At 69.2% G+C, this 23,075-nt stretch carries 17 protein-coding genes; 11 read left to right on the forward strand and 6 right to left on the reverse strand.

The genetic code is table 11. The features are described 5' to 3' along the window. Positions 1-5: 5 nt before the first annotated feature. Positions 6-1,619, reverse strand: a complete 1,614-nt coding sequence (locus IT359_04320; protein ID MCC6928201.1) for an amidohydrolase family protein — start codon at positions 1,617-1,619, stop codon at positions 6-8. Positions 1,620-2,271: 652 nt separating this feature from the next. On the opposite strand from IT359_04320, the gene IT359_04325 reads away from it, so the two are divergent. Further along, positions 2,272-5,382 (forward strand): SusC/RagA family TonB-linked outer membrane protein, encoded by a 3,111-nt coding sequence (locus IT359_04325; protein ID MCC6928202.1) that lies wholly within the window; start codon positions 2,272-2,274, stop codon positions 5,380-5,382. 22 nt (positions 5,383-5,404) lie between these two features. Beyond that, a complete protein-coding gene (locus IT359_04330) occupies positions 5,405-6,790 on the forward strand; it encodes a hypothetical protein (GenBank protein ID MCC6928203.1) in 1,386 nt (461 codons plus the stop codon). A gap of 195 nt (positions 6,791-6,985) precedes the next feature. On the opposite strand, the gene IT359_04335 is transcribed toward IT359_04330, so the two are convergent. Further along, positions 6,986-7,531 (reverse strand): helix-turn-helix domain-containing protein, encoded by a 546-nt coding sequence (locus tag IT359_04335; protein MCC6928204.1) that lies wholly within the window; start codon positions 7,529-7,531, stop codon positions 6,986-6,988. Between the two features lie 118 nt (positions 7,532-7,649). Here IT359_04335 and IT359_04340 point away from each other — a divergent pair, with 118 nt between their 5' ends. The 5 genes from IT359_04340 (at position 7,650) to IT359_04360 (ending at position 13,388) form a co-directional block, all read left to right on the forward strand. After that, positions 7,650-8,582 (forward strand): alpha/beta hydrolase, encoded by a 933-nt coding sequence (locus IT359_04340; GenBank protein ID MCC6928205.1) that lies wholly within the window; start codon positions 7,650-7,652, stop codon positions 8,580-8,582. A 281-nt stretch (positions 8,583-8,863) separates the two neighbouring features. Beyond that, a complete protein-coding gene (locus IT359_04345) occupies positions 8,864-9,433 on the forward strand; it encodes a hypothetical protein (GenBank protein ID MCC6928206.1) in 570 nt (189 codons plus the stop codon). Between the two features lie 562 nt (positions 9,434-9,995). Next, on the forward strand, positions 9,996-12,242 hold the full coding sequence (locus tag IT359_04350) for a S9 family peptidase (GenBank protein MCC6928207.1): 2,247 nt from the start codon (positions 9,996-9,998) through the stop codon (positions 12,240-12,242). A 194-nt stretch (positions 12,243-12,436) separates the two neighbouring features. Beyond that, complete coding sequence (locus IT359_04355; protein MCC6928208.1) at positions 12,437-12,964, forward strand: vitamin K epoxide reductase family protein; 528 nt, start codon at positions 12,437-12,439, stop codon at positions 12,962-12,964. A 73-nt stretch (positions 12,965-13,037) separates the two neighbouring features. Next, positions 13,038-13,388 carry a hypothetical protein gene (locus tag IT359_04360; protein MCC6928209.1) on the forward strand — a complete coding sequence of 117 codons (351 nt, stop codon included), beginning with the start codon at positions 13,038-13,040 and terminating at the stop codon, positions 13,386-13,388. Between the two features lie 149 nt (positions 13,389-13,537). Here the strand turns inward: IT359_04360 and IT359_04365 are convergent, their stop codons facing one another. Together IT359_04365 and IT359_04370 are read right to left on the reverse strand one after the other, a co-directional pair. Then, complete coding sequence (locus IT359_04365; GenBank protein ID MCC6928210.1) at positions 13,538-14,455, reverse strand: branched-chain amino acid transaminase; 918 nt, start codon at positions 14,453-14,455, stop codon at positions 13,538-13,540. Between the two features lie 175 nt (positions 14,456-14,630). Beyond that, the gene (locus tag IT359_04370; protein ID MCC6928211.1) at positions 14,631-15,935 is read right to left on the reverse strand and encodes an aminotransferase class V-fold PLP-dependent enzyme; all 1,305 of its coding nucleotides are present in this window, start codon (positions 15,933-15,935) and stop codon (positions 14,631-14,633) included. A 393-nt stretch (positions 15,936-16,328) separates the two neighbouring features. Between IT359_04370 and IT359_04375 the strand changes: the two genes are divergently transcribed. Both IT359_04375 and IT359_04380 read left to right on the forward strand, forming a co-directional pair. Next, entirely contained in the window at positions 16,329-17,366 is a 1,038-nt protein-coding gene (locus tag IT359_04375; GenBank protein MCC6928212.1) for a DUF1080 domain-containing protein, read from the forward strand. Beyond that, positions 17,363-17,857, forward strand: a complete 495-nt coding sequence (locus IT359_04380; protein ID MCC6928213.1) for a DUF1572 family protein — start codon at positions 17,363-17,365, stop codon at positions 17,855-17,857. The genes IT359_04375 and IT359_04380 overlap by 4 nt, the downstream gene beginning before the upstream one ends. A gap of 11 nt (positions 17,858-17,868) precedes the next feature. Here IT359_04380 and IT359_04385 read toward each other — a convergent pair whose 3' ends face one another. After that, positions 17,869-18,237, reverse strand: coding sequence for a hypothetical protein (locus IT359_04385; protein ID MCC6928214.1), 369 nt, complete (start codon positions 18,235-18,237; stop codon positions 17,869-17,871). A gap of 334 nt (positions 18,238-18,571) precedes the next feature. Between IT359_04385 and IT359_04390 the strand changes: the two genes are divergently transcribed. Together IT359_04390 and IT359_04395 are read left to right on the forward strand one after the other, a co-directional pair. Next, positions 18,572-19,132 (forward strand): sigma-70 family RNA polymerase sigma factor, encoded by a 561-nt coding sequence (locus IT359_04390; protein MCC6928215.1) that lies wholly within the window; start codon positions 18,572-18,574, stop codon positions 19,130-19,132. Continuing rightward, positions 19,129-19,917, forward strand: coding sequence for a hypothetical protein (locus IT359_04395; protein ID MCC6928216.1), 789 nt, complete (start codon positions 19,129-19,131; stop codon positions 19,915-19,917). Before IT359_04390 ends, IT359_04395 begins: the two co-directional genes overlap by 4 nt. Here IT359_04395 and IT359_04400 read toward each other — a convergent pair. Further along, positions 19,895-22,834, reverse strand: coding sequence for a CHAT domain-containing protein (locus tag IT359_04400; GenBank protein ID MCC6928217.1), 2,940 nt, complete (start codon positions 22,832-22,834; stop codon positions 19,895-19,897). The two genes, IT359_04395 and IT359_04400, sit on opposite strands and share 23 nt — an antisense overlap. Between the last annotated feature and the right edge of the window lie 241 nt (positions 22,835-23,075).

Here is a 23,075-nt window from a genome sequence, read left to right on the forward strand (position 1 = left end):
GCCCGTCACTTCGCGACGCGCCGCACCCCCTTCCCGGCGAGCGCTCCCGTCAACTTCCCCTCGCGCACGGCGAGCGTCCCGTTCACCACCACATACTGCATCCCCTCCGCCAGCCGCTCGGGATGCTCGTACGTGGCCCGCTCGGCCACGCGCGCCGTGTCCATCACGATCACGTCGCCCTTCCAGCCGGGCTGCAGCGCCCCGCGCTTCCCCATGCCTAACGCGTTGGCCACGTCGTACGACGACCGCTGGACCATCTGCTCGAGCGTGATCACGTGCTTCTGCAGCACGTAGTCGTGCAGCTTGCGCGGGTACGTCCCGTACTTGCGCGGGTGTCCGTCCGAGCCGTCGGAACCGGTGAAGACCCACGGCTCGCGCATGAAGCGCGCGATGTCATCCTCGTTCATGTTGAACGACGCGACCCCGGCATCGCCATTCATGATGATCTCGATGGCCGTGAGGATGGGATCGGCGTTGCGCTCCCGGGCGATCTGGTCGAGCGTCTTCCCCACGAGCGAGCGGTCGCGCCCCCCGGTGATGAGGAGCGACGCCGCCCCGCCGCGCCGGCGCATGTTGTCGGTCATGGCCGCCACCAGGCGATCGCGCTGCTCCGGGTTGCGGACGCGCGCGCGCAGCGAGTCGCGCCCGCCAGCCTCCGCCCAGCGCGGGAGGAGCGATGCTCCGACCGCCGTCCCGCTCGCGGTATACGGATACTGGTCGGCGGTCACCACCTGCCCGGCGCCCTGCGCGCGCTTTACCAGCGCGATCACGCTGTCGCTCTGCCCCCAGACGTCGACGCCGAGGGCCTTGATATGGGCGATGTGCACGGGAAGTCCCGCCTCCTTCCCGATCTGCAGGATCTCCTGCACCGCCCCCATCAACCCCACCGTGTACGAGCTCTCGTCGCGCAGGTGCGAATCGTAGATGCCGCCGCGGCGTGCCGCTTCGCGCGCCAGCTCGATGACCTCGTCGGTCCTGGCGTAGCTCTGCGGGGCGTAGTACAGCCCGGTGCTGAGCCCCAGCGCCCCTTCGTCGACCCCCTTGCCCACCATCGCCCGCATGCGCGAGAGCTGTTCGGCGTTAGGCGCCCCCGACCCGGCCCCCATCACATTGCCGCGCACCGTGCCGAAGCCCACGTACAGCGCCGCGTTGGTCCCGATGCCCTGCTGTTCCCATTTGGTGAACGTGTCGGCGACGTTCACCGGACCGCCGCCGTCGTTTCCGGTAACGACCGTCGTCACCCCCTGCATGAGATACGCGGCATTGCCGCGGCGCTCGGCGCTGGCGCTCTGCAGGTCGCCAAAGGTGTGCGTGTGCGGATCGATGAAGCCGGGGGCGACGATGAGTCCTTTCGCGTCGATCTCGCTCGCTGCGCGGATGCCGGCGCGTTGGGCATCGCCCACGAAGACGATGGAATCCCCCTGGATGGCGACGTCGGCGACGCGTGCCGCACTCCCTGTCCCGTCGATGACCGTCCCGCCGCGGATGAGGAGGTCGGCGCGCGTGGCGCGGGGAGCCTGTCGGGCGCGCTGGGCCGCCGCCGGCGACGACAGCATGATGGACGCGCCGGCAGCTGCAACCGCGGCGATCGAGGCGAGGCGAGACATGAAGCGCGACATGGTCTGGCGCGTGAGAAGGCGCGTGAGAAGGCGCGTGAGAAGGCGCGTGGTTGGGCGCGTGTTAGGCGGGTCGGAAAAGCGCGTGCTGGGCGCTTGGTGGGGCGCGTGGCGCCGCTCAAAGGTGCGCGACCGTCGATGGGCGGAACCGACCGCAACGTACCGGCGCGGCGGTCGCATCACCACCCGGCGGCGCAGCGATTCTCGCCCTCCCGGTGGGGCATACGTAACACGGGGCCGGACAATGATCCGGCCCCGTGGCGCGGGCGTTCACGACCTGACGGTCGAGTCAGAAAGGGGAAGAGAAGAGCTCGGCCGGCAGCGCGCGAAGCGCCCGTCGCAACCTTCCGTACCCGCGTGGAGCGTCTGGCGTTCCAGCGGCAGGGCCACCGCCGCGCGGCAGCGCCGCGGATGTCCAGCGGCAGCGCCGCGGATGTCCAGCGGCGGCGCCGCGGATGTGCAGCGGTGGCGCCGCGGATGTGCAGCGGTGGCGCAGCTCTTTGCACCGTTTCTCATCCTTTCGGTGCGACATACAGCGTCCTAACTTCGCGCGACTCTCCCCACCCGATCGGGCGGTTCGGTGCGAGCGTCCACGCGGTGATGAGAGGGGCCTGTCGGCCGTCTCCCTTCTCTCTTCTCGCACTGGAGATCCACCATGGGTGTCCTCGGTCAGGTGCGAGCGTCGGTGCGCGCTCTCCTCGCCGCATCGGCGCTCGTCACCCTCGTGAGCGGACGCGCCCTGGCACAGGGCGCGACCATCACCGGCAGGGTGGCGGCGCAAGGTTCCGGCGAGGTCTTGCCAGAGTCCCGCGTGATCGTCGTCGGGACGCAGCTCTTCACGTCGACGGGCGCTGACGGGCGCTACACGCTGCGCAACGTTCCCGCCGGCACGTACGACCTGCGCGTGCTCCGCGTGGGCTATACCGAACAGAAGAAGCCGATCACCGTCACCGCCGGGCAGTCGCTCACGGTCGACTTCGACATGGCCGCCGCCATCATCCGCCTTGCCGAGGTGGTCACCACGGCCACGGGCGAGCAGCGGCGCGTGGAGCTGGGCAACTCGGTGACGTCGGTGAATGTGACCGAGCGGACCGCCACCGCCCCGGTCACCGACGTGGCCTCGCTGCTGGTGGCGCAGTCGCCGGGGGTGCAGGTCATGCCCAGCAACGCCACCGGCGTCGGGGCGCGCGTCCGCATCCGCGGCGTGAACTCCATCTCGCTGGTGAACGACCCGATCTACGTGATCGACGGGGTGCGCATGCGCTCCGACAACGGCTCCATCTCCGGCAACATCTTCACCGGCGGCGCCGCCCAGAGCCGCGCCAACGACATCAACCCGAGCGAGATCGAGAGCATCGAGATCGTGAAGGGTCCGTCGGCTGCAACGCTGTACGGCACGGACGCCTCCAACGGCGTCATCGTCATTACCACCAAGCGCGGGCGCGCCGGCCAGACACGCTACAACGTCTTCGCCGAGCAGGGGCTCATCCAGGACCGCAACACCTGGCCCACCGCCTACACGCTGTGGGGGCACGCCCCCGCCGGCCAAACGCGCAACTGCACCAACACCTCGCTCACGCAGGTCTCCTCGGGGCTCTGCGTGGCCGACTCGCTATCCAAGTTCAACCTCTTCGACAACGCCAGGACGACACCGCTGGGCACGGGCAACCGCCAGGTGGGCGGGCTGCAGGTCTCCGGCGGTCTCCAGCAGCTACGCTTCTTCGTCGCCGGACAGTATGAGAACGAGGAAGGGATCCTCAAGATCCCGGACTTCGACCGGCAGCGCCTCGATACGCTCAACATCAGGATCCGCGACGAATGGGCCACGCCTAACGCGCTCAAGCGCGGGACGTTCCGCGCCAACCTCGACGCCGCACTGAGCCCCAAGCTCGACGCGCAGTTCTCGTCCGGCTACATCACGCTCGCCAACCGCCTCCCGCAGAACGACAACAACGCCTACGGCCTCCTCTCCAACGCCTTCGGCGGTCCCGGCTACGAGCGCGGTCGCATCAGCACCATTGGCTACGACCTGCACGGCTATCGCGCCAGCACGCCGGCCGAGTCGTTCCAGATGGAGGTGAACCAGTACATCAACCGCTACATGGGGGCGTCGAACATCAACTATCGCCCCATGAGCTGGCTCGCGGTGCGCGCCGACGCCGGCGTGGACTTCATTGGCCGCATCGATCAGGAACTCTGCCGCCGCGGCACCTGCGCCGACGTGGGCACGGTGCGCCAGGGCTTCGTGCAGGACGACCGCACCAACTTCCGCACCATTACCGCCAACGGCATCGCCACGGCGAGCTTCACCCCGTTCCCCTCCGTCCAGTCGCGCACCTCGGTGGGAACGCAGTGGGTCAACAACACCTTCGACCGCAACGGCGCCGGCGCGTCCAACCTCACGCCGGGCGCCACCACGCTCAACGGCGGCGCGACCAAGTCGGCCGATGCGTCCTACGAGCGCAACAAGACGTTCGGCGTCTTCATCGAGGAGCAGCTCTCGCTGCGCGATCGCCTCTTTCTCACCGCCGCCGTGCGCTCCGACCAGAACAGCGCCTTCGGCACCAACTTCCAGCGCGTCTACTACCCGAAGTTCAGCGCCTCGTACGTGCTCTCGGATGAGGCGTGGTTCCCCAAGTCGTCGCTGCTCACGCAGTTCCGCCTGCGCTCGGCGTACGGCGCGTCCGGCGTGCAGCCGGGGGCCAACGATGCGTTGCGCTACTACTCCCCCACCACGTCCAGCGTTGCCGCGCTCGACCAACCGGGCGTCACCTTCACCTCGCTCGGCAACGACGTCCTCAAGCCCGAGCGCGCCACCGAGTTCGAGGGTGGTTTCGACTCGCGTTGGCTCTCGGACCGCGTCTCGCTCGAGCTGACGTACTATCGCAAGCTCACCAAGGACGCCCTCATCGGCGCCGTGGTCCCGCCGTCGCTGGGCACCGGCAACTCGTCGCAGCGCGCCAACCTCGGCTCCGTGCGCAACAGCGGCCTCGAGGTCCTGCTCAACGCCCTCGTCGTCGACAACCGGCACGTGACGTGGAACGCGTCGATCAACGGCTCCACCAACGACAACGAGCTCGTCACGTTAGGCAAGGACGCGCAAGGGCGCCCGCTCGCCCCGCAGGTCGGCACCACCACGCGCAACCAGCCGGGCTACCCGCTGTTCGGCTACTGGCAGCGCAAGATCCGCAGCTATGCCGACGCCAACAAGGACGGCATCCTGACGCTCAGCGAAATCTCCGTCGACGACTCGTCGACCTTCGTCGGCTACTCGGTCCCGCGCTACGAGGCGGTTCTCTCCAACAGCCTCGAGTTCTTCAAGAAGCAGCTGCGCGTCACCGCCTTGTTCGACTACAAGGGCGGCCACACCCTCCTCAACGGGACCGAGCGCATTCGTTGCGGCAGCCGCAACAACTGCTTCGGCGCGTACGACAAGACGGCCCCGCTGTGGCAGCAGGCGCGCGCCGTCGCCGTGCGCGAGCACGCGTCGCGCACCCAGGCCGGCTACATGGAGAAGGCCGACTTCGTCCGCTTCCGCGAGCTCTCCGCCAACTGGCTCATCCCCAAGGCGTGGACGCAGCGCGCATGGGGGGCGAAGGACGTGTCGCTCAACTTCGCCGCGCGCAACCTGAAGCTCTGGACCGACTACAGCGGGCTCGACCCGGAGAGCAACTCCGACGTCGGCTCCACCGCGACGCTCCCAAGCGACTTCCAGGCCATGCCGGTTCCGTCCTACTTCATCCTCCGACTCAACGTCGCGTTCTGACGCGCGTCAGGTGACTACTCACATGATCCGATACACCACTCGCTATCGGGCAGTCGCCGGGGCCCTGGCCCTTGCCGCATCGGTCGTGGCGACCGGCGCGTGCTCGCGCGACCGCCTGCTCGGCGTCACCGATCCCGACATCATCTCCCCGGGAGACCTCAACTCCGCCGACGGCGCCGAAGGGCTCCGCGTGGGGACCGTCAAGGTCTTCAAGTACATGACGGCGCTCGACGAAAGCTCGTGGTTCTACGGCGGGCTCCTCGTCGATGAATGGAAGTCGGCCGACACCTTCACCCAGCGCGACGAGACCGACCAGCGCAATGTGACCGAGGAGAACTCGCTCGTCACCGTCGCCTATCGGCAGATCCATCGCACGCGCATCCAGGCGTTCAACGCCGCGAAGGCGCTGCAGACGTTCCAGCCGAACTCGAAGGGGAAGATCGGCGAGATGTTCTTCCTCAAGGGGTACGCCGAGCTGCAGTCGGCGCTCGACTTCTGCAACGGGCAGCCGTACGCCGACCTCTCGAGCGGAAGTCCGGACATCAACGCGGCAATCGACGGGCCGGCGGCGTTCGCTGTCGCACTCGCCTCGTTCGACTCGGCGCTCGCCTCGGTCGGCAGCGCCACCGACACACTCTCGCTGCGCGTGAAGTACTCGGCGCAGGTGGGACGCGCGCGCGCACTCCTGGCGACCGGCAAGTTCGCCGAAGCCGGGCAAGCGGTAGCCGGCATTCCGAAGGCGTTCTCGTTCAACCTCACCTGGTCCAGCCAGCAGGGAACCGAGGATAACCTGATCTGGGGGCTGGCCACGTCGGCGCGGCGCTACACCGTGCAGGACTCGGCCGACTCGCAGGGCGGGAGAATCGTGAACGCGATGCCGTTCGTTTCGGCGAAGGACCCGCGCGTCCCGACCACCAAGCCGGCGGCGTTCCGCTTCGGCTTCGACGGCGTGACGCCGTACGACCGGCAGGATGTCTTCCCGGCGTTCAACTCGCCCGTGCCTGTGGCCAACTACGTCGACGCGCAGTTGGCGCTGGCGGAGTCGCAGCTCGTGGCCGGCGGCTCGGCGTGGCTGACGACGCTCAACGACCTGCGCACGGGTCCGACAGCTCTTGGCGCGTTGTCCATCTCGGGAATGGCGCCGCTCACCGATCCGGGGACGCAGGCGGCGCGGTTGCAGCTGCTGTTCCGGGAGCGGGCGTTCTGGACGTTTGGGCGCGGACAGCGCCTGGGGGATCTCCGCCGCATGATTCGCCAGCACGGCTTCACCGCCGCGCAGGTCTTTCCTGGCGAGGGCGGTCTCAACCCGCGCAAGAACGCGGCGTACGGTCCCGACGTGAACCTCCCGGTGCCGCAGGCCGAGCGGAACAACCAGAAGTACACCGGCTGCATCGACCGGAAGGCCTAACGAGCGTCGGTCGGCCGGTAACATCGGTCGGCGACAGTGACAGCGAAAGGAAGGACTCCGCGGGGATCTGTATCGCGCTGGCGATGCGGGTCCCCGCGGTGTTTCGTGGGCCGCGCGCGGGTGATGGGAGGGCGTGTTTGACGCGCGTGTTCGGCGCGCATGCTCGGCGCGAATGTTCGGCGCGCGATGGCGCGATCAGGGGGTTGCGCCGTTGTTGCTGGCGAGCGGGAAGATGATCGTGCTCAGCAGGTGTGCGCGTCGCCCGGGGGCAGGCGGGCGCTTGGCGAGTTCGACCAGAAGGGTCTGCAACTCCGAAACGGCGCGCGCCTTCTCGTCATCATCCATCCAGAGCGTGAAGTGGCGATACCCCACCGCATCGTGCACCGGAGCCGCACCGGGTACATCGAGATACGCGTTGAACTCGGCGAGGATGGCCGCCATCGCGGCACTGAACGAGCGCCGATGATCGTCCGGCGACATGCGAGCCGACTCTTCGACCGTCACCAACGCACGGTCGTGTCGCAGTCGATAGGTACGCTCGACGGTGCCGCGCACCCGTCGCTCGCCCACCACCTCGAGCACCCCATGCTCCGCGAGCACGGCGATGTGGCGATACAGCGTGGCCTTGGGGACCTGCGGAGCGCGCGCGTGGATCTGTGCGCTGGTGAGCGCACGCGCACCGGCGAGGGCGTAGACGATCCGAATGCGGGCCGGGTGGATCAGGAGGTCGACGGCGTCCATCGACAGAAGATCTCACCGATGCTAACATTCTCAAAATTGATACCAATCAAGAAGTAGGACTCTTTCGTATGTCGCGCCGCTCGCTTGCCGCTCAGTGCCAGAATCGCCAAGTCGAGGTATGACTGCGCTTTGCCAGCCTCCGGTCGGGGAGTACGTGACCGTTGGCGACCGGCGTTTGCTGGTGCATCGGCGGGGTACTGAGGGGCCGACGATCGTCTTCCTTCCCGGCGCGGGGACCGTGGGGATCGACTACTGGTCGGCGTTTGAGGGGGCCAGCGCGCTGTCGACTTGCATCCTCTATGACCGGGCCGGCACCGGGTGGAGTGACGACGCCCCACTCCCGCGCACCGCCGACCAGGTCACCGACGAGCTTTACGCGCTGCTCAACGCGCTCGACGGTGAGTCAGGGGGAGCGTCTCCGGTGCTGCTGGTCGGCCACTCGTTGGGGGGTGGCTACGCGCAGCACTTCGCGCGGCGTTTTCCCGGAAGAGTCTGCGCCCTTCTCCTCCTCGATCCGGCGCACCAGGACTATCCCAGCTACGAACCGCCCGCGATCGCGGCCGCGGCGGCGGCCGCGGCGGCCGAGTCGGCATCGGCGACCGGCGACGCTGTGGCGGAATGGGTCCCGCCTGCCGAGTTGCTGCAGGGGTTCGCGGCGCTCTTCGCGGAGAAGTTCGCCGCGTATCCGCCGGCGATTCGCGACGCCGCCATCGACTATCACACCAAGCGGTGGCGCACGGGGCTGCTGGAGTCGTCCAACGCGCACGCGCTGTATGCGCAGTTTGCAGAGGCGCCGCCTCTTCCCGACGTGCCGCTCGTGGTGTTGACCGCGCTCGCCCTCGACGCCGGTGCGCGCTTCTTCATGAGCGATGCGCTGCAGCAGGAGGTGATCGATGGCAAGGCGCGCCTCAACGCCTTCATTGCCGCGTCGGTCCCGCGGGGGGCGGAGCGCGTACTCCCCGACGCCTCGCACAGCTTCATGGCCGCCGAGCGTGCGGACGCGGTGGCTGCGGCGATTGGCGACCTGCTCGCGCACGTGACGCGCGCGTAGGTGTGTGCGACGTGCGGAACAGCCGGCAGCTGGCGGGGTTCCATTCTGCAAGCGCGCGCCCCGTCGTGACGGGGAGCGCTGGCGCTGTGTGCACATGGGGGATGCCCGCCGGGTATCCCCTTCGTCGTTAGGTCATGCGTGGACGCGCGCGCACCTGACGACTGGCGTTGCGGCCGGCGGCGTCAGGGGGCCATGCGCCTTCCCGTGTCGAAGCGATGCAGAGGCCGACGCGCTCGCCAGCGTTCGCTGGCATCGCGACGGCCACCAGACCGGGAGGACTCGTGGAACGCCGTACCAGACTGGCCATGGCGACGCTGGCCATGCTCGTGGGCAGCCTGTCGCCACATGCACCACTCCGCGCGCAGATCACCGAGCTCGCGCGCACGCCGATTGCCGACGCGGCGCAAATCACCTTCGGCTATCTCTGCGACGACCGCTTCGTGATCCGCAACGACGGCACCAGGCCGATCGACCTGGAGTACGGGCTGGAGAAGGGAACCGAGCACACCAAGCTCGCACTCGGCGCGCGCGAATCCGTCGAGCTGCAGTCCAAGGCCAAGTCGGCAATGGAACTGTGGATGGACGGCAAGCTGATCGCCAGGGCCGTGAAGGAGAAGCGATCGTGCAAGGACGTGCAGGGGAACGCGTCGGTGACGGTCAAGGCGCTGGACGTTGCCACCAACAAGACGCAGCGGGGTTACGCGTATGGTATGCCGTATCCCTTCTATGACCCGTGGGGCTTCTCGTACTACGGCTACGCGGGGTGGGGGTGGCGGCCGTACTACTACACGCCGGCGGTGAGCTATCCGATCATCATCGGTGGTCGCGGGCGCGGGGGGCACCGGCGTTAGGCGCGCCGCGGGCGCGCGGCGAGCGTGAAGCGGGCGCTGGGGGCGCCGGCGTTAGGCGCGCCGCGGGCGCGCGGCGAGCGTGGAGCGGGCGCTGCGCCGGGCGTTGGGCGGTGCTGCCGGCGAGGTTCGGCTCACGCGAAGGTGCGACGGTGCGACGGTGCGAGGCGTTGGGGACGAAGGGGTCTCCGGCGCCTCGTGCGTTGGGGGGGGGCACGGGTGTGGCGGCGTGAGCGTGGGGGTGCGAACGTGAACGCGCGCGCGTAGCGCACGGAGGGAAGGACGGCGCAGCGGCGAGGCGTCCGCGCGAGGAGAGCAGCCGCCAGCGTCGCCTGTGGAGGATGGACGGGGGTCTGCCGCGAGGGGCGACCCATACTCCGTCGCGCCACACGGCACCGGAGCACCGGCGCCTCCCAGCACCCCCCCCAGAGCCCCCCCGCGCGCGCCCTCCGGGCGCGCGCACTCCCGTCTCCCGTCTCCCGTCCCCCGTCCCCCTCCAGCACCCTCCCCTTCCGCGCCGTAGAATAGAACGTCCATCGCCCCACCTTCGTCCGGAGCACCTCCGATGCCGACCGTCCGTTCGTCCGTTCTCGTCCTCGCGGCGTTAGGCGCGCCGCTGGCGCCGCTCGCGTCCCAGCCGCTGCGCCCCATGACCTTCATGGACCAGCAGCTCATGCGGCAGGTGGGTGCGCCCACCCTCTCGAACGACGGGAGCCGTCTCCTCTACACCCTCTCCGTCCCCAACTGGAAGGAGGCCAAGCGCTACACCGACATCTTCGTCGTCAACGTGCGCGACGGCCTTCCCAGCACGCGCCAGCTGACCTTCACCAAGGACAAGAACGAAAACACGCCGCGCTGGTCGACCGACGGCTCGTTCTTCGTCTTCAGCAGCAACCGCGACGCCGCCAACGGGGCGCCGACGCAGCAGCTCTACTACATGCATCCCGACGGCGGCGAGGCGCAGCGCATCACCGACGCCAAGGACGGCGTCGGCGCCTACGCCTTTTCCAAGGACGGCAAGTGGCTCGCCTTCAGCGCCGGCAAGAGCGACGAGCAGCAGCTCTGGCTCCTCCCCACCGCCGGGATCGACACCGCCAAGGCCCGCCCGCTCACCAGGCACGCGACCCCCATCCTGTCGTGGCGCTTCTCCGAGGACGGCAGGCGCATCTACTTCACGTCGCCCGACTCCGTCGACAAGGCCAACAAGGAGCGGATGGAGAAGAAGTTCGACGTCCGCATCCGCAACCAGGACATCCCGCTCAACCACCTCTGGGTGGTCGACGTCGCCTCGGGGAGCGAGAAGCGCCTGACGAGTGGCGACACCTTCTCCGTCGAGGGCTACTCGCTCTCCGACGACGGCAAGTGGGCCGGCGTGCGGGCAACGCCTAACGACCGGTACGCACGCACCACCATGGAAGGCGGCAACCACAGCGATCTCTACTTGCTGAACCTCGACACCGGGGGGCTGGAACGGCTCACGAACAACAAGGGGATCTCGGAGTCGAGCCTCTCCTTTGCGCCTGACGGCAAGACGATCGCCTTCTCGGCATCCGACGACTTCGTCTACTTCCGCGCCAACAAGGTCTACGTGCGCGATATCGCCGCGACCAACGGCCCGTGGAAGAAGCTGGGCGCCAGCTACGACGGCGACGTGACGATCGGCTGGTGGTCCGACGACTCGCGGACCATCTACTTCAACGACGGCGTGAAGGCGACCAATCAGGTCCTCGCCCTCGACGTCGCCGGCAACACCGTCCGGCAGCTCACGACCTATCGCGCCGTCGTCGGCGCCCAGAAGGATGACGCGAGCGGCAAGATCGTGGTCCAGTACACCGACCCCAGGACGCCGGCCATCCACTTCATCGTCGACAAGGTCGACGACCTCGCCACCAAGGCCTCATGGAAGCAGGTCACCAACGCCAACCCGCAGGTTGCGAACTTCGCGTTAGGCGAGGAAGAGGAAATCTGCTGGAAGTCGGTCGACAAGAAGGAGACGTGCGGAATCCTCGTGAAGCCCGTCGGCTACACCCCGGGCAAGCGCTACCCGCTCATCGTCGCCATCCACGGCGGGCCGCAGTCGGCCGACGTCCTGGGCTTCAACGGCGGCTACGGCGCGCAAGCCTACGCCGGCGACGGCTACATGGTCCTCAAGCCCAACTACCGCGGCTCCACCAACTACGGCGAGGCGCACAAGTGGGGGATCGTCAACGACTACTTCAAGAAGGGCTATGAAGACATCATCACCGGCGTCGACAAGTTGATCGCCGATGGCTTGGTGGACGGCGACAAGATGGGCGTGCTCGGCTGGAGCGCCGGCGGCCACTGGACCAACTGGACCATCACCCACACCACGCGCTTCAAGGCCGCCTCGTCAGGCGCCGGCACCGCCAACTGGATCTCGATGTACGCGCAGAGCGACATGCAGGACGTGCGCATGCACTACCTCGGCAACAAGCTGCCGTACGAGGACTTCGAGCCGTACTGGAAGCAGTCGCCCATTCGCTACATCAAGTCCGCCAGGACACCGACCATGATCCACGTCGTCGACGGCGACCCGCGCGTCCCGCGCCCGCAGAGCGAGGAGCTGCACATGGCGCTCCGCCAACTCGGCGTCCCCACGGAACTCTTCGTCTACCCAGGCTCCACGCACGGCATCCCCGACCCCCGCAACCAGCTCCTCAAGTCGGTGGCCGAGAAGGCGTGGATGGACCACTGGATCCTTGGGAAGGGGAGCTTCAAGTGGCAGGACGTGCTGAAGACGCTCGAGGACTCGGCGCCGGCGCCCAAGGCGGCGACCACGTCGAGCAACTAGGAGTCTGTCCCGGCTCTCGCTGGGGGGAGTGAAGCCCCCAGCGAGAGTTGGGGGCGAGGGGGTCTGCGTGCAGCCGAAGCCGTTGGCGAGCGGCGTCCCGTGGGAGGGTGAGGGACATGCCGGGGGAGCGGGTGCGGCAGCGGACGTGGTAGCTTTCTCACCCTCCGAAGTCTTCCGAGTCCCGTTCCACCGCCATGACCCATTCCGACCGCGCCAAGGGCGTTGACGACACTGGCGTGAACGCAGCGACCGCCGGCGAGACCACCGGCCCGACCGCCGGCGCCCTCACCATTCGCCAGGTGATGGCGGTCGCCGCCCTGCTCAATGCGGGGGTCGCGCTCTACCTCCACCTGTGGAAGCTGGGCTTCATGGGGGCGCTGGCGTGCGGGGCCGGCCACGGATGCGAGATGGTGCAGCTCTCGTCGTGGGGGTGGTTCCTTGGCGTGGACGTCGCCTTGATTGGCGCCGTGGGCTACACCCTCATCCTGGTCGTGGCCATCCTCGGCACGCAGGAGCGATTCGCCAGCGACCGGTGGCCGTCGCTCGTCCTCATGGCGCTCGTCTATCCGGCGTTTGTCTTCACGCTCCGCCTCAAGTACGCGGAGTTCATCATCATGAAGACGTTCTGCCCGTGGTGCGCCATATCGGCCGTGACCATGACGGCGTTCACCGTGCTGGTCTGGCTGGACTGGAAGCGCGTGCGAGAGGCCGCCGCATCGTGAGGGAGGGGCGGCGGCGCGGGGGCGGGCACGAAAGCCGGCGCCGGCGCGGAACGACATCACCGGAGGCGTAGCCGTGTTCGAGCATCGATCAGAGCCGCTCATTCCGCGTCGCGAGTTCTACCAGCGCCTGGCCTACTCCACCGCAGTGGGGAGCGCCATAGTCGCCATATCACTCGGCGTGGGGATGGCGGGCTATCACGGTTTCGAGGGAATGCCGTGGCTCGACGCCTTCCTCAACGCCTCGATGCTACTGGGCGGAATGGGGCCGGTGACGGAACTGCACACGTCGGGGGGGAAGCTCTTCGCCGGGGTGTTCGCGCTTTACTGCGGCCTCGCCGTGATCCTCGTTGCCGGCATCACGCTGTCGCCCGTGGTGCACCGGTTCTTCCACAAGCTGCACGCCGACGTCGAGGACCGGGACTAGGGTCGTGATCGCAGAATTGACATAGCAGACTAGCGGTCAGCCTTGCGGTCAGCTTTGGGGTCAGAGTCACCGAGAATTTGGTTCGGTGACTCTGACCCCAAATGGCGCAAGTGGGCAATCTGCCACGACTTACGTTTTCGCGCCCGCTTTCAGCGATACACCGGCGCCAGCCAGCTTTTGTACATCGCGACCTTTCCTGTCACAACATCGAAGAAGAGCGAGCGGAGCTTGCTCGTCACTGCCCCCATCACCCCATCGCCCACGTTACGGTGCTCGATCCTGGTGATGGCGCAGATCTGGACGCCGGTCCCGCACATGAAGGCTTCATCGGCGATGTAGACCTCGCTGCGATCGATGTTGCGCTCGACGACGGGAACACCGAGTTCGTCGCGCAGGAGCTGGATGACCGACCGGCGGACAATTCCCTCCAGCACGTTGCTCTGCACGCTCGGCGTGATAGCCACGCCATCGCGGACGATGAAGAAGTTCGCAACGCTCATCTCCGACACGTGGCCGTCCTCGTTGAGCACGAGCGCCTCGTCGTAGCCCGCCAGCCGCACGTCGGTGCTGCTGAGCGCGGAGTTCACGTAGGCGCCGGCAATCTTGCCGCGCGCGGGAATGGCGTTGTCCTCCACGCGCCGCCACGCCGAGAAGGCCACGTGCGTCCCGGTTTCATTCGACGTGTAGGCCCCAAACGGGAGGGAGAAGATGGTGACGGCGTCGTCGAGTGCGTTGAGGCGCACGGCGATGGTCTCGCTCGCCTTGTACGCCAGCGGGCGAATGTAGCAGTTCTCCCGCCACCCCTCGGTGCGCAGCAACTCGGTGACGATCTCCGTGAGCGACTGCGGCGTGTAGTCGAGCTGCATGCGCAGCAACGACGCCGAGTGGAGGAAGCGCTTGAAGTGATCGCGCGGGCGAAAGACGTACAACTGCTCCTCGTCCGCGTTCCAGTAGCCGCGCAGGCCGCCAAACACGCCGGTGCCGTAGTTGAAGGCGTGCGTCATCACGCTGACCTTGGCGTCGGCAATCGGGACGATCTGCTTGCCGAAATAGGCGAAACGGGTCATGGGCGGGCGAGTGCAGGTGAGTACTGGTGATCCTGGTGAGTACGTCCGAGAGCCAGGCGCAAGCGCCGCGGCGACACGACGCAAGTTAGCAGCGCCCGCCACCGAATCCCCCGCCACCGAATCCCCCGCCACCGAATCGCCCGCCACCGCATCGCCCTCCGCATCACCCGTCTCGCTACGCGGCCAGCTCGCCCAGCGCCTTCACGAAGGCATCCAGCTCGGCGGTGTTCGTGAACAGGTGCGGCGTCACGCGCACGCCGTGCACCCCGGCACCGTCGATGGCCACGGTCCAGATGCGGTACTTCTTCATCAGGATGTCCATCAGGTCGCCCGGCGCGATCCCCTTCACCCCCACGTTGGCAATGGCGCACGAACGACGGGGATCGGTAGGGGTGTTGAGGATGATGCCGCGCATTCCGCGGACCTTCGACACCCAGTAGTTCTGCAGGTAGCGCAGCCGCGCCTCCTTGCGCGCGGCGCCGATGGCGAGGTGGTAGTCGATGGCGTTGTTGATCGCCAGGTCGGTGTGCACCGGGTGCGTTCCGGTGTGGTTGAGCTTGCGGATGTCGTCGTCGGCGGGCCCGGCATCGCCATAGATGGGCCACAGCCCCGCGATCTTGTCGCGCCGTACGTAGAGGACGCCCGCGCCTAACGGCGTCGCCAGCCACTTGTGCAGCGACGCCCCATAGTACTCGACCCCCAGGTCGGGGATGCGGAAGTCGAGATGAGCAAAGGCGTGCGCCCCATCGACCATCACGTCGACGCCCTTCGCATGCGCCATCTCGGCGATCTTGCGCACCGGAAGGACGTGCCCGGTGATGTTCACCATGTGGCACACCATCAGCAATCGCGTGCGCGGGGTGATGGCGTTGGCATACACCTGCACCACCTCGTCGTCCGACGCCGGATCCATCGGGATCGAGACGACCCGGTTCACGATCCCGTAGCGCCTCGCCTGGAGCTTGAACTGGTCGAGCATTGCACCGTAGTCCTGCTCAGCCATCACCGCCTCGTCACCTGCTTTCCAGTTGTAGCCTGCCACGACGGTGTCGAGCGACTCGGTCGTGTTGCGGGTGATGATGAGCTCCTGCGGAGAGCATCCGGCCAGCGAGGCCAGTCGCGTGCGCACGGCGAGCTTGTCGTCGCCCTGGCGCGTGCGCATGTAGTGCGACGCCTCGAGGTTGATGTCGCGCACGTGCGCGATGAACGCTTCGAGCACCTCTTGCGGCTGCAGGCAGAAGAAGCCGTTCTCGAGGTTGATGTACGCATCGGTGAGCCGGAAGCCGGCACGGATCCTGGCCCAGAATGCCTCGTCCTCGGCGAGTGCAGTTGCCGGGAGCGCTGCATAACGAGCCAGCTGCTCGTCGCTGAACCAGGCGCCAAGCACGGACCGCCCGACTGAGGCGCCCACCATGGAGCCGCCGAGGGTGCCGCCGAGCGTGCGAAGGAAGTCGCGCTTGTTCATGGAGTGTCGTGGCAAGGGTGCATCCCCCAAAACAACAGGAAACAGCGGGCGATGGCGAGAGGGGGTCGATCCACCCATTCGCGCCGCTCGCGGAACGGTCATCATCCGTCCGCAATCGAATGGCACGCGATTCCTCCCCCACTCTTCAGGTGATGGTCCCATGCGACTACCCCGCCTCGTACTCCATCGCCTGGAACAGCGCCCCCAGGGAGTACCGCATCGCCATCGATGGACTGGTGATGAAGCAGGCGGCGCAGTGAGCGCGACGGCACGCTTGCGCGTGTGGGTGCGCGTTCGTTGCTTAGGATGTGATGCGACGCGGCACCCGCGCCGTGTGCACCTTCCCGAAGTGACCGAGCGTCCATGCGTCGTCGAACCCGAGTTTCTGTTGCAGCTGCAGCGTGCCTGATGGCCACGGCTACTGCCCTTCCCCAGCTGGCGCGCGCTCAGGATGCGTCGCGCGGATGGAAGATCCACGACCTCGACCGCCCGCGCCCGCGCGTCGTGACGCCGGGGTCGAGCGCTGGCGCACCACCCAGCGACGCCATCGTCCTGTTCGACGGACGGTCGCTGGGTGAGTGGAGGGCCGACGACGGCTCGGCCGCCAAGTGGCTCGTCAAGGACGGCGTCATGCAGACCGTCCCACACGCCGGCTCGGTCACCAGTGCGCGCGCCTTTGGCGACATGCAGCTGCACATCGAGTGGGCCACCCCGACGCCCCCCGTTGGCTCGGGGCAGGATCGCGGCAACAGCGGGGTGATCATCATGGGGAAGTACGAAGTGCAGGTGCTCGACTCGCACGGCAACACGACGTACGCCGACGGCCAGGCCGGGGCGATCTATGGCCAGCACCCGCCACTCGTGAACGCCTCACGCCCCGCCGGTGAGTGGCAGGTCTACGACATCGTCTTCCGGCGCCCACGCTTCTCCGCGTCGGGCGCACTCGTCTCTCCCGCACGGATGACGGTGCTGCACAACGGTGTGCTGGTGCAGGACGCCGCCGAACTGTGGGGGGGGACGGGCTGGCTGCACTTCGAGCCATACGCGAAGCACGCCGACGAACTGCCGATCACGCTGCAGGACCACGACCATCCGGTGCGCTATCGCAACATCTGGGTGCGCCCGCTCCCCAACCTGCCATCGGATGAACGTGGCCCCAGGGTCGCGAGGAGCAACGTCTCGATCCCGGTGCGGGTCCTCGACTCCTACGTGGGAACGTACGCGAGCGGCAGCGCTCCGGTGGCCAAGGTCACGCGCCGGGGGAATCGTCTCTTCGTCAACCCATTCGGGCACAAGGTCGCCTTCGAGCTCGTCCCGCAGAGCGCAACGCGCTTCGAGCTGCTGGAGACGGCGGGGACGGTGGAGTTCGCATCGCCCGCTGGTCAACCCATCACCGCCCACGTGATCCTCGCCGGGCTCGATCGTACCGGGGGAAAGCAGCCATGAGCGCCACCCTGTTGCACGACCTCTCCCTCGTCTTCGCGCGCGACCTCAACGCGCTGCGCGCCGAGGTGCTCGCCTATCCGGACGATGCGTCGGTGTGGGCCGCGCCATCGGGCGTGCCTAACGCCGGCGGAACGCTCGTGTTGCACCTGTGCGGCAACATGCGGCACTTCGTCGGCGCGGGACTCGGCAACTCGGGATACGTGCGCGACCGCGAGGCGGAGTTCTCCACGCGGGGAACGTCACGCGCGGAGCTGGCGGCGCTGATCCACATCACCATCGCCGAGGTGACGCTCGCCCTCCAATCGTGCCCCGCGGCGAGGCTTGGCGAGTCGATGCAGCTTGGCCCGGCGTCGATCCCGATCCATCGTGCCCTGTTGCATCTGGCAACGCACCTGGCCTATCACCTGGGGCAGCTCGACTACCACCGACGCATCGTCACCGGCGATGGGCAGGGCGTGGGGGCGATGGCGCTCCCGCCCATCGTCGGGTAGCGGGGCGCGTTTCAGCTCACTTCGTCGAGCTCGGCCGGCGCGGCCGCCGGGGGGGCCGCTGCCGCCGGCTTGGCCGTGTTTCCCTGGCCGCGCCCGCGCCAGCGCGGTTCGGCCGGCGCCGAACGGCGCACGAGGAGGTCCTCGTAATAGGCAACGACGCGAGGGCGCACCGAAGCCTCGGTATCGCCAGGCTCTGCCCGGAACGGTGCGTACCGGTGACGATCATCGCTCGAGACCGAGAACCACCACCACGGATCGTCGTGGGCACCACGGAGCCCCTCTCGCACACAGGTGTACGTGCGCTCGTTCTCGATGAACGTGAAGGCGGTCGGCTGCACGACGGCGGTGGCGGCCGAGGCCGCGGCTTTGGTCTTGGGCATACCGGAAGTTAGTCGGTCCCCGCCCTCCGTGCGGGGGATTTGCCCGCGAAATGCCCGTGGCCACGGCTTTTCTTGAATGAACGCTCATTCAAGGATGCGCTCGCCATGGTCGAGTCCGCCCCCCGCGAGGTGCGTCGCCCCCGCGTTCGCGGGGTGGACCGAGGCGATGCTGGCGACGTTGCGCCGCTACCTGGCCGACGCCGGGCCCTCTTCGCCCGATGTCGACGACGATGCCGATCGCGTCATTGCCCAATGGTCACGCCCATGAGCCGGGGCGTGCGCCATGCCCGGGGCGCGGCTGGCGGAGGGGGGCTGCGCTCGGTACGGTTGGGCGATGCCATCACCCGTCACGCCTGACGGCCCTCGCGACGCCACGCCGCTGCTCGATGCGCTGCTGGAGCGCCTGGGGCAGATGGTGCGCGCGATTGGGGGACGCCACGCGCTGGAGTCTGACGAGATCGACGCCCTGCTGCAGGAGGTGCGCATCCGCATCTGGCGTGCGCACCCCGAACGTGAGGAGATCGCGCGCCTCCCGACGTCATACGTATACCGGACTGCCATGGCGGCGGCGGTTGACCTGCTGCGGCAGCGGCGCCGGGCCACGCGCGCCCTCCCGCTCGAGGACGCAGCGGCCACCGCGGCCCCCGCGGCGACTGCCGCTGACGCACGCACCATGGTCGACGACCTTGGCGCGGCGATCGCCCGCGCCCTGTCGGGGATGGTCGAGTCGCGACGCGCGGTGGTGCGGTTGCACCTGACGGGATACCCGCGCGACGAGATCGGTCGCTTGCTGGGATGGGATGACGCTCGCGTGCGCAACCTGCTGTACCGCGGGATGGACGACCTGCGTGAACGACTCACGCAGATGGGATATCGCTGGCCGGAGGGCGAATGAGCGACGACGCGCTGCGCCGCGCCTATCAGGCGCACCTGAAGTCAGCAGGGGGCGATGCACATTCCGCGGCGCAACGCCCCGCGGCGCGTGCCAGCTGCCCGTTGCCCGAGGTGCTGGCGCAACTGGCAGAGGGCGACGTCGCGACCCAGCTTGGCACGCTCGATCACGTGCTGCAATGCCAGTTTTGCCTTGCCGAGTTCGAGCTCATGCGCACGCTGGCTCGCGCCGGGCACGATGCGCGGCTCGCGGAAGTGACGGACGTCGGGGTGACGCAGGCGTTGGCGGCGCGTGACGCGCCACGGCTGCCCGCGCACCGTTCAGCTCGGCCTTCCTCGCGAGCGTGGGGCGGCACCGGCTGGGCGATCGCTGCCACCGTCCTCGTCGCCGTTGCACTTGGCGGAACGTGGTGGCAACAGCACCTCGGGAATGGCGAGGAGGGTGGGGCGGTGGTGCGTGGGGGCGACGGCGGAACTGTCATCGTGGCGCCAAGCGGCGCGACGGCCGATGGAACGCTCGTCTTTACCTGGCGGAGCGTGACCGGCGCCGCAGTGGGCGGCATCGAGGCGCGGTATGTCGTCGAGGCGTTCGACAGCCTCGGCGCGCTGGTGCTGTCGCAGACGGTGCGTGACACGGTGTACGTCCCGACCGCGGCGGAGCGCGAGGCGCTGCGCCGCGCGCAGACGTTCGACTGGATGGTGCGCGCCGACCGGGGCGACGGCAACGAGCGGCGCTCGCCCCTGGTGCGCGTCCGACTCGGCGCGCCTAACGGGTCGCCGGTTCGGTGAGGGTGCCGGTGGGATCGCCGACGAGGGCGAATGCGGCCCACGTGGCCGGCGTCGCGCCGCGCGCCCTGGCGTCGAGGCGCGCCAGCCGCAAGGCGGCGCCATATGACACACCGCGCGCCAGCGCGTCGTAGAAGTCGCCCAGCAACGGCGCCAGTTCGCGGTCGCGCACCAGCCACGCCGTGGCGATCACGCGCGGGACCCCCGCCTCCAGGAATGCGCCAGTGAGGCCGCGCACTCCCTCGCCCGCCAGCACCTCGCCCCCGACGGTGCGACACGCCGAGAGGACGACCAGCGCGGCGCGCAGGCGCATGGCGCTGATCTCGCCGGCCTCGAGCCATCCATCCTCGCCGCCCGCGGTGGGCGACAGCTGCAACGCGGCCGTGGCGCCCGACCATTCGTCGACGACGGCATGCGTGGCGAAATGGAGCACATCAAAGCGCTCCACGTTGGACCGTACGAAGTTTTCGCTCGCCGCCGGGCCGAGCCGAAGCTCCGCCGCGGGAAAGGCGCGTTGCAGCCGGCGGGCTTCCTCCCGGGCCCCGTGGAGGCGCGGGAGCCCGCCTCGACCCCCGGCGACGGCCGACGCGGCGAACGGATGGTCCTCGCCGGTCCGCACCCGTGCCTCCAACGGATCGGCGAGCACGAGGACGGCCGGCGCCGCTGCGCTCCCCTCCGCGCGCGCCCCCCTCGCGTGCGCTGCGCGCTCGCGCAGCGTCGCGAGCACTCCCACCGCGGGGAGCACCGCCGTCTCGAACTGCGCCAGAAAGGGGCGTCCGTCGGGCAAGGCGAGCACGTCGAGCGGCAGGCGGTGGAGCACACCTTCGGGGACGAAGATCACCCGCGTCGTTCCCGTCAGTTGCAACAGCGGCAACAGCGGGGTCAGGAGGAGGTCGCCAAGCCGTCGTGAGGCGCCACCGTCGGGGCGCCCGCCCTCCAGTTGCGCGACGAGGCGCCGCACCTGCGGCGCGACGACTTCCCGTGGCGGCAACGCAAAGGCCGCCAGCGTGTCGCGCGTGAGGACGAAGGCGAGCCCCGGCGCCGTCCCCGCGCCGAGGGTGAGGGTCACGACCGCCGTGCGCGCGTCGGGGACGGCGCGCTGCAGCGCCTCGACGGTGGGCGGGGCGGACGTCGCCAGCTGCACGTGCGGGCGCGACGTCGCGGGGCGCCCATCGCCGCCCCCGTCGCCGTGCCACGCCGCGGCCAGCAGGAGCCGCTCTTGCAGCTCGCGGGCCCGGCGCCGCTCGGAGAGGAGGAAGGCGGTTTCCATCTCGCCGAGGGCCACCAGGCGCGCCTCCAGCATCGCCTGATACCAGCGGTCCCCCTCCACCGCCTGCACGGTGAGCAGCCGCAACGCGCTGTCGGCAAGCGAGGCCCGCCAACTGTCAAACGACTCGGCCGCCGCCCTCGCCACGCGCGCCGCCGCGCGACCATCGCCCTCCAGCGCGTACGTCAGCGCCAGCTGCCCCTCGATCACGTGGCGAAAGTGATGCTGGCTGGGGTGCAACTGCTCGGCCGCGCGCTGCAGGAGTGGGCGGGCGGCCACCACGTCGCCCTGTCGGAGCGCCAGTTCGCCGCGTGTGGCGGCCAGCGACAGGCGCCACCCATCCAGGGCGTACCTGTCGATGAGGGCCGCCTCGTCGCGGAGGAGCTTGCCCGCTTCGCCCGGCGCGCCGGCGCGCATGGCGCTGGCGCGCTGCGAGGCAACCACCGCCAGCTGCAACTGCGGGTCGCCGAGTCGCCCGGCGAGGGAGTGGGCCATCGCCAGCGCGGCGCGACTGGCGCTCGTGTCGCCGCGCGCGAGGGCGTGACGCGCCTGCAGCCGGGCCACCTCCACGCGCCCCGCCGGATCGTCGAGGCGGCGCATCAGCGAGTCGGCGCGCGGGAGCCAGGTCGCCGTGGCGGTTGCGTCGCGGAAGGCGAGGGCCACCGCCGCCCGATTGAGCGCCGTCCAGGCAGCGGCATCGGCCACCTGGGCGCGTATGGCCAGCTCCCACGCCTCGCGCTGGTAGCGTTGCGCCATGGTGAAGTGGCCCAGCGATGCGCTGTAGAAGCCCGCCCACTGGCTCGACGCGGCGAGGCCGGCCAGGTCGAGCGTGGCGCGTTGTGCCGCCATCGCGGGAATGAGGTGCGCGGCGACCGAGTCGCTCAAGCCGCTGCGAGCGAACTCGGTGGCCAGCGTGAAGCGGCACGATGCCGCCAGGCGCAACAAGCCGGCATTGGCCGCGCGCGCCATCCCCTCGCGCGCCGCACGACGGGCCTCCTCGCGTGCCCCCCGCCGGGAATGGACGGCCGCCCACCGGCAGCGTGCCGCCACCTGCAACGTGGGATCGTCCCCCCAACGCAGCGCGTCGCCGCGTTCGAGGATCGGCGTGGCGGCGAGGGGACCCTGGCGACGGAGGATGGCCCCCGCGCGCAGGAGCATGGCGTCGAGTGCGGTGAGTGTGTCGTTCTCGGCGAGCGCAGTGCGCTCCAGCATGACGAGGGATTCGATCGCCTCGTCGTGCCGGCCGCGCTGCGCGGCCAGCGCCGCCGTCCAGTATTGCGCCTGACGGGTGACGTCGTCGGCGGCAGGGGGGAGTGCCGGCGCCACGCGCGTACCCGCCGCGCGCGCCGGTTGCCCTAAGCGGGCGAAGCCGGCGGTGGCCGCCGCGACGGCATACGACAGGCGGTCGTGGGTGGCCACCGCATAGCGAGCGCGCCGGTCGGCGGCGTCGCGCGCCAGGCGCTTGCGCCACGGCGCCCCCCATTCGGCGAGGCGGCCGCGCTCGGCAGCGCCCTGTGCCGCCGCGGCGATGCCGCGCGCGGACGAGTCGCCGCGCACTGCTTGCGGGAGCTGCGCCACGGCGGCGTGCGGCGCATGCGCGGCGCCTTGGGCCGCCGCGAGCAGCAGTGCGCCTGACGACGCGGCCAGGCGCATGATCGCCAACGCGGCTTTCCGCCAACGCTGGACAGCGAACAGCGCAGGCGGCGCTCCTTGGAGGGCGGCTACGCGGCGCGAGGGCGTGGAACGCTCAGCCGACGGCATGGCGCCAAGGTACCGGTTGCCGGCGTCAACAGGCCAGAGCGACCCAGGCGCCCGTGGCTTCATCGGAGACGGTGCACGCCACCGTGATACGATCGGCGCCATGCGAGCGTGCAACGACGTGGGGCGACCATCG

It is taken from the genome of Gemmatimonadaceae bacterium (assembly GCA_020852815.1).
Lineage (GTDB): Bacteria > Gemmatimonadota > Gemmatimonadetes > Gemmatimonadales > Gemmatimonadaceae > SCN-70-22.